Origin of the sequence: Pseudomonas sp. H1h (assembly GCF_000633255.1) — a bacterium.
GTDB lineage: Bacteria > Pseudomonadota > Gammaproteobacteria > Pseudomonadales > Pseudomonadaceae > Aquipseudomonas.
Map to the genome: position 1 here is coordinate 1 of NZ_AYMJ01000054.1, position 9,413 is coordinate 9,413.

Below are 9,413 nucleotides of genomic sequence, written 5' to 3' on the forward strand. Positions count from 1 at the left end.
CCCGCCTTTCAATGTGGGAGCGAGCCTGCTCGCGAAGGCAGTCTGTCAGGCACCCGGTTTTCGCCTGAACCGCCGCTTTCGCGAGCAAGCCCGCTCCCACAGGAATCCGTGCATGACAGCAGATCTGTGAGCGCCCGCCTTTCAATGTGGGAGTGGGCTTGCTCACGAAGGCGGTCTGTCAGGCATCCGGTTTTCGCCTGAACTGCCGCTTTCGCGAGCAAGCCCGCTCCCACAGGAATCCGTGCATGACAGCAATTCGCTGAGCGCCCACCTTTCAATGTGGGAGCGGGCTTGCTCGCGAAGGCGGCGCATCAGTCGATATATTTTTTGACTGACACTGCGCTATCGCAAGCAGGCGAACGCCTACAGGTTAGGATGTCGGCTGCACTTCCCCGTGACCTGCGATCGAACCTCGCCGCGCCAGTATGGTCATTCGGGGACGCGACGTTTTTTGCCAAGGATCGATATGACCAGCCTCAACCCCCAAGACACCTTCGTCCCCGGACGCCTGCAACAGATGTCGACGCGCATCGCTTTCTTCATCGCCGGCCTGGGCATTGCCGCGTGGGCACCGCTGGTGCCGTACGCCAAGGCCCGGGCCGGGCTCGATGAAGGGACGTTGGGCCTGCTGTTGCTGTGCCTGGGGGTTGGCTCGATTCTGGCGATGCCGCTGGCGGGGATTCTCGCCACGCGGTTCGGCTGCCGCAAAGTGGCCACCGGCGGCACCCTGCTGATTTGCGCGGCGTTGCCGTTGCTGGCGACGGTGTCGTCGATTCCGGCGTTGATCGCCACGCTGTTCATGTTCGGCGCCGGTTTGGGCACGGTGGATTCAACCGTCAACCTGCAAGCGGTGATCGTCGAACGGGCCAGCGGTAAAAACATGATGTCGGGGTTTCACGGCCTGTTCAGCCTCGGCGGGATTGTCGGCGCGGCGGGTGTCAGTGCCCTGCTCGGCCTTGGGCTGACGCCGCTGGCGGCAATGCTGGTGGTGGTTGCGGTGTTGATCGGTGCGCTGTTCAAAGCGGTGCCTCACATGCTGCCGTACGGCAGTGAAAGCTCGGGACCGGCGTTCGCCGTGCCCCACGGCATCGTGCTGTTCATCGGCGGGATGTGTTTCATCGTGTTCCTCACCGAAGGCGCGGCGCTGGACTGGAGCGCGGTGTTCCTCGCGCAGGAACGCGGAATCGACACGGCGTACGCGGGTCTGGGTTACGCAGCATTTGCCCTGACCATGACGGCGGGACGCTTGATGGGGGACCGGATCGTGCGCAGTGTGGGGGCCACGCGGATTATTCTGTTCGGCGGTCTGTTGGCGGCGGCCGGCCTGTTTCTGGCGACCTTCGCCCCGAGCTGGGAGGCGGCGCTGGTGGGCTATGCGCTGGTCGGTGCCGGCTGCTCGAACATCGTGCCAGTGCTCTACACCGCTGTGGGCAAGCAGACGGTGATGCCGGAAAGCATCGCGGTGCCAGCCATTACTACATTGGGTTATGCAGGGATTCTGGCGGGGCCGGCGGTGATCGGTTTTGTCGCCCATGCCAGCAGTTTGAGTTTTGCTTTCGGGCTGATGGCGGTGCTGTTGGTGGCAGTGGCCATCGGCGGCAAAACACTCAAAGTCTAAAAGCCTCGCGAGCAGGCTCACGCCTACAAGTATCACCCTGAATCTGTAGGAGTGAGCCTGCTCGCGACGGGGACGACACGGTTTATCAGAAACCTACACTGGCCTGCACAAAGAACGTCCGCGGCGCGCCCACATACATCCCCGAGTTGTTGTCGCTGGAACGGGTGAAGTACTGCTTGTCGAAGATGTTTTTCACCCCGGCGCCGAGCTTCAGGTTCGAAACCTGCGGGCCGAAGTCATACCCGCCGCGCACGTTCCAGGTCACGTAGCCCGGGATGTCGCCGTACTGTCCGTCGGCCGTGCCTTCGGTGATGTAGTTGCCGTTGAAGCTGCCATCGGCGTTGACCCCGGTGCCCGGCGAGCGCTGCTTCGATTGGGCAAAACCGTCGATGTTGTACGTCCAGCGGTTGATGTCGTAGCGCAACCCTACGGTCGCCACCTGCCGCGAATAGAACGGCAGATCACGGCCCTTGAAGCCCGGAATCTCACCTTCGTAGGTCGCACGGGTGTAAGTGAAACCGGCGTTGGCGGTCAGCCCGTCGAGGCGCGGATCGAGCGCCGCCATGTCGTAATGCACCGACGCTTCGATGCCCTGGTGCTTGGTTGCGCCAAGGTTGGTCCAGCCCACGTCGTTGCTGATGTATTGCAGCTCGTCATCGAAGTCGATGTAGAACAGCGTCACTTCCCCGCCCCACACGTCATCGTTATAGCGCGTGCCGATCTCGTAGGTCTTGGCCTTTTCCGGCTCCAGGCCGTTGGCGGTCTGGTCACCCGAACCGCCCTGGCCGAGCTGGAAATACTGCAGGCTGCCGAACGAGGTTTCGTAGTTGGCGAACAGTTTCCACGCGTCCGACAGGTGATACATCACGCTCAGCGCCGGCAGCGGTTCGTTGCTTTCGATGCTGCGGTTTTTCTCCGGCACGCGTTTGCCCGAAGTATCGAGCACGGCGCGGTCATGCCAGTCGGTGCTGATGTGTTCGAAGCGAATGCCCGGAGTGATGGTCCAGTTGCCAACGTCGATCTTGTTGTCGACATACACCGAGTTGGCCTCGGTGCCACCGGTGCGGTCTTGGAACACATGGCCGTCTGAGGTGCGAGTGACCACCGGTTGGTTGTTGACCAGCGCCAGACGGCTCGACTGCTCGTGCATGGCCTCTTTCAGGTAGCGATAACCGACGCTGACTTCCTGCGTGGTCGGGCCCACGTCAAACACCCGCGACACGCGCGGCTCGACACCCAGGGTGTAGTAGGAACGCGGGTACGAGCTGAGGGTTTTCTGGTCGCGAGCAGCGATGGTGCTGCCCCGAAAGCTGTCGGTGTAGTAGGTCAGAATTTCTGCCTGAGTACGCTCGTCGATCTGGCGGATCCACTTGAACGACACGTCTTTGCGCCGGCCGCTGAAGTTGTCGTAGTCGCGCACCGAGTCATACGGTTTGTCGTCGTACTGCTTCTGCGTCAGGCCGCCGGGCATGTCGGCGCTGGCGTCGTAATAATGGAAGTTGAGGCTGAAATCGTCCTGTTCGGTCGGTGCCCAATGGGTCTTGAGCAGCACGTCGTCAATATCGTTGTCGTTGTTGCGCTCGCGGTAACCGTTGCCGTTGACCCCGGAATACAGCAGCGCCACGCCCATGCCATTGTCGGCGGTGCCACCGAGGAACGCCGTGTCGATGTGCTTCCAGCCGCCGTAACGGGTGGTTTCCAGAGTGGTGCCGATTTCCCCGGTGGCTTTTTCCGGGATGGCACGGGTAACAAAGTTGATCACGCCGCCAACGTTTTGCGGCCCGTAACGCACGGAGCCGGCGCCACGCACCACGTCGATACTGTCGAGGTTGCCCGAGGAGATCGGCGCCATCGACAATTGCGGCTGGCCGTACGGCGCGAACGCGGCCGGTACGCCGTCAATCAGTACAGTGGAGCGTGGCGACAGACGCGAAGTCAGCCCCCGCACGCCGACGTTCAACGCGATGTCGCTGCCGCCAGTGCCGTTGGAATCCTGTACCTGCACGCCCGGCACGCGCTTGAGCACGTCACTGACGTTCATCGCGCCCTGCTCGACCATCGCTTCGCGGCGGATCACCGTGCGTGCGCCCGGGTGGTTCTGTACCACGGCGGCATCGGCGTCACCGAGCCAGTCGCCGACCACTTTGATGTCGGTCACGCCCAGTTCCAGTGGACCGTTAGTAGCGGCAGTGGCGGCCGGTGCCAAGGTCACCGAGCCTTCGTTGAGCTGGTAGTCCAGACCGCTGCCTTGCAGCAACTGACGCAGCGCCTGCTCCGGCGAAATATTGCCATCGACCGCCGGTGCCTGCTTACCGGCGACCAGGTCCGGGCTGAAAAACACTTGCAGCGAAGTTTGCTGACCCAGTTCACTCAGGGCCTGGCCCAAGGGCTGTGCACGGATGTGAATGGCGTCACCGGCGAAGGCCAGCGGCACAGCAGCGTTGACCGCCAGCGCAAGAGCCAGCGGCAACCAAGGGGATTTTTTGTTGTTGGCTGAGGTGTTTTTCACGTCGAACGTTGTCCTGTGGATCGCAAGAGTGTGCGTCTGTTAATGCAAACCAGTTGCAGTTGAACAGGAAGACGATGAACTCGAAAAAAACCTGAATTTTATTTTGAAATTATTTCCTGACTGCCATCGGCATGGGTGCGAACGGCCACCGGAAGGATGCCTGGAAGGGCCTTGAGCAAGGCATCAGTGTTGTCGGATTTGAACACGCTGGTCAGGCGCAGACTGCCTACCGCAGGGTTGCTGACAGTCAGCGGTTTCTCGCGATAACGCGACACTTCGGCTACCACTTCACTGAGGCTGGCGTTGGTGAACACCAGTTTTCCGCCACGCCAGGCCGTCAGCTCGCCAGGGTTGACCGCATAGGCTGCAGCGACTTTGCCCTCGGCATCGATATGGGTGCCGAGACCTGCGGTCAGGTTGATGAATTGATTGTCCGGCGCATTGCGCCCCTGCACCTTGACCGTGCCCTGCTCCACCGCAACCCGGGTTTGCGTCAGATCGCGGCGCACATCGAAACGCGTGCCGGTGACCGTGACCTTGCCGCTGCCGGCCTCGACCACGAACGGTCGCGAGGTGTCGTGCTCGACGCTGAACATCGCCTCGCCCTCGGTCAATTCAATCAGCCGGCGATCCTGTTCATAACGCACCTGCAAACGGCTGCGGCTGTTGAGGTCGATCACCGATCCGTCCGGCAACGCCACATGCTTGCGCTCGCCCAGTGCCGTGACGAACTCGGCGCGGTAGCCGCCCGGATGATTGAGCCCGCTGAACAGACCGAGCCCGAGTGCCACCGCGAGCACACTGGCGGCCACCGCATAACGCAGCAACGGACGTCGTTCGCGACACGCTGGCGGTGTTGCAACAAGGGCCTGCAGACGCGGCGCCGGCAGCAGATCAGCCGCCGTCCACAAACCTTGTAGCAACTGAAATTCGTCACGGTGCTGCGGATGCTGGTTCAGCCAGGCGTCGAAGCGCTGCTGTTCGTCGGCACTGATGAGTGGCTCCTGCAAACGCACAAACCAGCGTGCTGCCTCATCGCGCACCGTTGTTTGCCCGCACGCGCAATCACGGGTATCCATCATGGAATGTCCTGTCGGGCTGGGGATGAAAAGCGGCGAGCACTCATGACTGCAAGCCGTCGAGACGATCGCGCAAGTGCCGCAGGGTGCGGATCATATACTTTTCGACCATGTTTCTGGACAGCCCCAGGCGCTCGGCGATTTCGGCCTGGGTCAGGCCTTCGATCTTCTGCCAGACGAAAATCCTGCGGCAATTGACCGGCAATTCCTGAAGCGCCCGCTCGATGGAGTCGGCCAACTGGATCGCATGCATGTAATGCTCCGGGTCGCCAGTTGACGACACACTGTGATCGATTGCCTGCGACTCCATGGCACCCCGCCGGTCCTCACGCCGATAACCGTCGACCGCAATGTTGCGTGCGGTCTGGTGCAGATACGCCCGTGGCTGCTGCACCGTTGCCGAATCGGATTCGAGCACCCGCACAAAGGTGTCGTGCGCCAGATCCTCGGCCTGCGCGCGATTGCGCAGGCGGCGGGTCCAGGTGCCGATCAACTCTTCGTAATGCTCGAAAAAGCCGGGTCTGCGGGGCAGCATGGGGTTCATGACAGCGTGCTGTGGAAAGGGGCGTGAATAGTAATGCTTCCTATTAAGCCCGGCAATTTATTCCTTGGAAGCCGGGTTCGTGTAGGTTTTCAAGAAAGATGTGTAAGCGCGCGTCGGATTTGGCACCGCTGAGCGGACTATTTGGCACCGTCGACGCTCACGAAGCAGAGGTATCAAATGACCTCGATGGCCGGCCGACTCTTGTCGGACTGGCCAGCTTCCTTTCATTGCTCGCTTCAAAAACTGGATGCGCGTATTGCAAACGCCAAGAGGAATTCAGCCGCAAGACATGTAGATCGTTTGAGAATGAATATCTATGAAGGACTCACGAGCCACGCCTTTGATTTTGTTCGTTCTGAGCTTGAAACACATTCACTTCATCCAGACTGTGTCCGAGGCAATTCGCATCTCGGCTCCCATTTACGCAGTGAACCAAAGCAGTTGGCGTCCTTGGAGGTCGCATCAAAAACACTCAACCTTAACGTTCCATTGCTAAAAAGGTTGATCGCCGAAGGCGAGCTTCACGGATATAGAGGCATCTCTGCATGCGGCAATAAGTCGATTGCCGTTGATCTGACACAAGCTAGGCACCTCGCCGCCACCCTGCCTCCCTTGTTAAATATTGCGCAAGCAGCCAATCAACTAAAGCTGCCAGTCAATACTATCAAAGTGCTATGCAAAAACGGGTGTTTTACTTCCCGCGGCGGCCGGCCCGCAGCGGGACAATCGTGGTGGATCGATACAAATTCGTTCGACATCTCCAATGCCTGCATCAAATATCGACGATCAAGCTCGAGCACTCTCTCCTTGAGTGAAGCACTCCGTCACCCCTTCATTTCAGGGAAAGGGGTAGCTCACCTTTTCAAAGCAATTCAGGAAGGCACCTTATCGGTTTCATTCAAAGCTAAATCAGACGCCGGTGTGATTGGGGAGTGGCGACTGGAAAGTGATGAATGGCAGACCTGGCTCAGCACGCAGGCTCCTCATCAACACCTCTGAAATGTCGGCAATACGTCTGGCAGAAGGCTGCGTGCTTAACCACTGTGGTTAACAGCGCATAAAACCGGTTTACAGCGTGGTTGTACCATTTCACGGATTCGATCATTCATGTGCATTGCCGCTGACCAGTAATCTACATCTGTGACGACCGATCGCTTGCATTCCACTTAACCAGAATACACCGCAGTAACAACGTGCAGGGAACAGTTAAAGGGAGCCAGTCGATGCCGTCTAGGAAATCAGGGGCGATTCAATACGCGACGTTGAAGTATGCCTAATCGAAATTCAGATACTTAGCTGATCACGGTACCTTTCGGGCCACTGGCAATCAGCGCCGCCCCACAGGCGGTTTTCATACCGTCCAGCGCGATGGATGTGCCGTCCACGGTGTAAGTGCTGCTGCCCTCGGCAATCGGGAAAATCCCCTTGCACAGGGGGCAACTGACCTTGTGACCAACCCCGGCAATCGGCTTACCGTTGAGGTCGGTCCGGGAGAACGCTTCGAGGACCTTGCCACCGTGAGTGGTGGAGTCGCCCAAGCGAATGGCGTCTTTCATGTTGTTACTCCTTTGACCATGGCCTGTTTATTTGCACGGACGCACGATGCAGACCATCAACAGTTCTGCAAAAATTGCCCTTGGTGCGAAATGCTTCCTTGAGCGGCATCTTTTCATCGTCGTCACCATCCTCAAGACATCTATAGTCGCTGCCACCCAACGCCGAGAGCATGGTTTGGTAAAGGCTCAATGACTTGAAATTGACCTGAAGCCACAGAACGCTCTCACTTTCATAGATCAATCGAGCGTCATAATCAGCGCTGCTGTTGAGCGACTGATCTTTCAGGTAGAGGTCACCAGGCTGTTGCACGCGAACACATGCGCCGCTGCCCTCTAGTTCCTTCATTACTTTGCTGGCTGAGGTGGTGTCGTCGAACACCAGCTTGCATTCATAACTCATTGCAAAAACAAATCCGCCCCCACTATTGTCCAACCTGCATTGTGTATTTGTCCGGGGTTGTGTTTTGAGCTTTGCGATTAAAATTTCTTATGAACCGATTGCACTATCTTTGTAGTTCTGGCCTAAGTAATGCTGGAGAGATTCTCTCCAGCCATTATTATCTGAGCCCGACAAAAAAACAGAGAATGGCTTATCTGCGCCCGCCAAGGAATCGATTAAAACTACTAATAAAATCTTTCCTCAGACCCGGTAATATTTTTTTCAGGATCAAAAAATAAAGATAGATAGGGGTTGGACCATCGCCCTCCTCTTCCCAAACCTCCTCTATACCATAGCAATAGAGCACACCTCGGATGAAATTTGCAAAATCTTCATCTTCCTTGCGACTTTGCTGCTCCATTTTCCAGAGATCGACAGTGAGCTTCTTTCGAAGTACTTCATCACTTTCGATACGCTCGCGCAAGATGGCCTCTTTCAAGAACGGCACCAACTTTTCCAACTTGCTGGCAGCAATAGTTTTTAATTCACCTCTTTGGATAAGACCCATTAGATAACTAGCGTACTCACGCGTCATCTCGCCATAAGAAACATTCGCATCAAGCAACTGCTCCTCCAGATCATCAAACTCTTTAACTTCTATACTATCAATCATTGTGTGGCTCCATCTTCCATTTCTAGCCTACCCATAACTTGTTTACATGACTTACAGAATGGCTTCAAAACGCCATCATTCCTGTGCGTCGTTGATCTGCCACCTTTAGTTAGAGCCTTCAACTCATCGACTGTCTTAACGTTGTATTTTTTCGCAATATTGCTAAGGGCGTCCGCCTCGCCGCAATCACCATGAAAGACAGAACGATCGTCAATATGAACATCCTCATAAAGTTCAGCCACTACTGGATCATGGATACCATTGCCTAGAGCACGCTTGCTGAAACCTATCTCAGTTTGTGGAAGGTTGTCACTTTCTATGGTTGTGCGGGTTCCCTTATTATTCGGCGTTATCCCCTTAACACGAGCCAACCCAAGTGGATCCACCCATTGGATAGGATTTGGCGCGTAGGCATAAAAATTCAGCCCTCCTGCCCAGCGGGCAGGGTCTTTACTTATAAACCGACCAACGCTTGGGTCGTAATACCGATGCCTGTTGTAATGCAGCCCCGTCTCATGATCGTGATACTGCCCCTGGAACCGTATCGGATTCATCACACCATGCTGCCGCGCCCATTCTGAACGCTGTTCCGTCACCTGCCCCCACGCCTTGCACTGCGCGGTCCACGCCATGTTGCCGTGCGAGTCCGTCAGTTCCTGCGGCGTTCCCAGGTGATCACACTGATACCAGACCAACGCATCAAACGGTAATGCCGTTGCCTTGTGATTCCACACCGGGTCTTCATCGAGGCTGTATTCACCGCTGTAATCCGGTAGCCCAATCAGATTGATCGGCGCATGCCGTACAGCCTGCGCAACTGGGACAAAAGTGCCCGCCTCGAAAACATAGTGCACCGTGCGTCCCGGCTCGCCATCGCTCTGCGCCGGGCTGCTTTCCCAAGCGAGGTTGTCGCCATCCCAGCCGTACAAGGTAAAGCCGCAGCCGAATTCGCGCTGTTTGCGCGCGTGCTCGTTTCTGTTCCAGAGAGAGCCTGCCTCAGGCCGCTGTTTGTAGTGGGCGCGGGAGTTTTTGTGTAGGCGGCGTCCCAGTGCGTC

Annotated in this window: 9 protein-coding genes; 2 read left to right on the forward strand and 7 right to left on the reverse strand. The window is 57.5% G+C overall.

Annotation, left to right across the window (positions count from 1 at the left end):
- Window positions 1-466 precede the first annotated feature (466 nt).
- On the forward strand, window positions 467-1,618 hold the full coding sequence (locus tag U862_RS0128875; RefSeq protein ID WP_025113559.1) for an MFS transporter: 1,152 nt from the start codon (window positions 467-469) through the stop codon (window positions 1,616-1,618).
- Between the two features lie 85 nt (window positions 1,619-1,703).
- On the opposite strand, the gene U862_RS0128880 is transcribed toward U862_RS0128875, so the two are convergent.
- The 3 genes from U862_RS0128880 to U862_RS0128890 all read right to left on the reverse strand — a co-directional run bounded on the left by U862_RS0128880 (window position 1,704) and on the right by U862_RS0128890 (window position 5,750).
- A complete protein-coding gene (locus U862_RS0128880; RefSeq protein WP_025113560.1) occupies window positions 1,704-4,127 on the reverse strand; it encodes a TonB-dependent receptor in 2,424 nt (807 codons plus the stop codon).
- Between the two features lie 98 nt (window positions 4,128-4,225).
- Window positions 4,226-5,209, reverse strand: a complete 984-nt coding sequence (locus U862_RS0128885) for a FecR family protein (RefSeq protein ID WP_025113561.1) — start codon at window positions 5,207-5,209, stop codon at window positions 4,226-4,228.
- A 40-nt stretch (window positions 5,210-5,249) separates the two neighbouring features.
- Window positions 5,250-5,750, reverse strand: a complete 501-nt coding sequence (locus tag U862_RS0128890; RefSeq protein ID WP_025113562.1) for a sigma-70 family RNA polymerase sigma factor — start codon at window positions 5,748-5,750, stop codon at window positions 5,250-5,252.
- Between the two features lie 177 nt (window positions 5,751-5,927).
- Between U862_RS0128890 and U862_RS30835 the strand changes: the two genes are divergently transcribed.
- Complete coding sequence (locus tag U862_RS30835) at window positions 5,928-6,749, forward strand: hypothetical protein (RefSeq protein WP_157836089.1); 822 nt, start codon at window positions 5,928-5,930, stop codon at window positions 6,747-6,749.
- Between the two features lie 293 nt (window positions 6,750-7,042).
- Here U862_RS30835 and U862_RS0128895 read toward each other — a convergent pair whose 3' ends face one another.
- The 4 genes from U862_RS0128895 to U862_RS0128910 all read right to left on the reverse strand — a co-directional run.
- Complete coding sequence (locus U862_RS0128895) at window positions 7,043-7,306, reverse strand: PAAR domain-containing protein (RefSeq protein ID WP_025113563.1); 264 nt, start codon at window positions 7,304-7,306, stop codon at window positions 7,043-7,045.
- A gap of 4 nt (window positions 7,307-7,310) precedes the next feature.
- Window positions 7,311-7,706, reverse strand: a complete 396-nt coding sequence (locus tag U862_RS0128900; protein WP_025113564.1) for a hypothetical protein — start codon at window positions 7,704-7,706, stop codon at window positions 7,311-7,313.
- 190 nt (window positions 7,707-7,896) lie between these two features.
- The gene (locus U862_RS0128905) at window positions 7,897-8,358 is read right to left on the reverse strand and encodes a hypothetical protein (RefSeq protein WP_025113565.1); all 462 of its coding nucleotides are present in this window, start codon (window positions 8,356-8,358) and stop codon (window positions 7,897-7,899) included.
- Window positions 8,355-9,413 (reverse strand): RHS repeat domain-containing protein (locus U862_RS0128910; protein WP_029977915.1); only part of this gene is annotated, 1,059 nt, incomplete at its 5' end. The genes U862_RS0128910 and U862_RS0128905, both read right to left, overlap by 4 nt.